The organism is Salinicola socius, assembly GCF_001937195.1.
In the GTDB taxonomy this organism is placed as follows: Bacteria; Pseudomonadota; Gammaproteobacteria; order Pseudomonadales; family Halomonadaceae; genus Salinicola; species Salinicola socius.
In genome coordinates, this window is record NZ_MSDO01000104.1 from 1 (window position 1) to 570 (window position 570).

Below are 570 nucleotides of genomic sequence, written 5' to 3' on the forward strand. Positions count from 1 at the left end.
ACGCAATTTGGCGCCTGAGCTACCAAAATTTGGAGCGGGAAAGGAGATTCGAACTCCCGACCCTCGCCTTGGCAAGGCGATGCTCTACCACTGAGCTATTCCCGCACCGTAACCTTCTACACAAACTTCGCTGAACCAAGTGGCGTCCCATAGGGGGTTCGAACCCCTGTTACCGCCGTGAAAGGGCGGTGTCCTGGACCACTAGACGAATGGGACGTAATGTCTCGGCTCCGTCGAAGTGGCGCGTATGTTACTGAGGCGACCTAAAGGTGTCAAGCGGTTGATTTCACCGATTTTCACCTCGACCCAATCAAGGCTGGTCAGTGCCCGACAAATGGCCTGTAATGCAAGGCATGAGCTGCAACGAATAGTGTCAACGTGATGATGAGGAGACCGAACATGAGCAAGGTGGAGAAGACTGAAGCCGAATGGCGCGAGAAGCTGACCCCCGAGCAGTACCACGTGACCCGCGAGAAAGGCACCGAGCGCCCGTTCACCGGCGACTATCAGGTCGAGCCGGTCCAGGGTATCTACCACTGCATCTGCTGCGGCGCCCCGCTGTTCGAGAAC

Annotated in this window: 1 protein-coding gene and 2 tRNA genes; 1 reads left to right on the plus strand and 2 read right to left on the minus strand. The window is 57.0% G+C overall.

The annotated features are described in order from the left end of the window. Nucleotides 1–30: 30 nt before the first annotated feature. Both BTW07_RS19055 and BTW07_RS19060 read right to left on the minus strand, forming a co-directional pair. Nucleotides 31–105 (minus strand) — tRNA-Gly (locus BTW07_RS19055). Between the two features lie 35 nt (nt 106–140). Next, nucleotides 141–216 (minus strand) — tRNA-Glu (locus BTW07_RS19060). A 183-nt stretch (nt 217–399) separates the two neighbouring features. Between BTW07_RS19060 and BTW07_RS19065 the strand changes: the two genes are divergently transcribed. Further along, the coding region (locus tag BTW07_RS19065) for a peptide-methionine (R)-S-oxide reductase (RefSeq protein ID WP_208605455.1) at nt 400–570 on the plus strand (171 nt) is incomplete at its 3' end.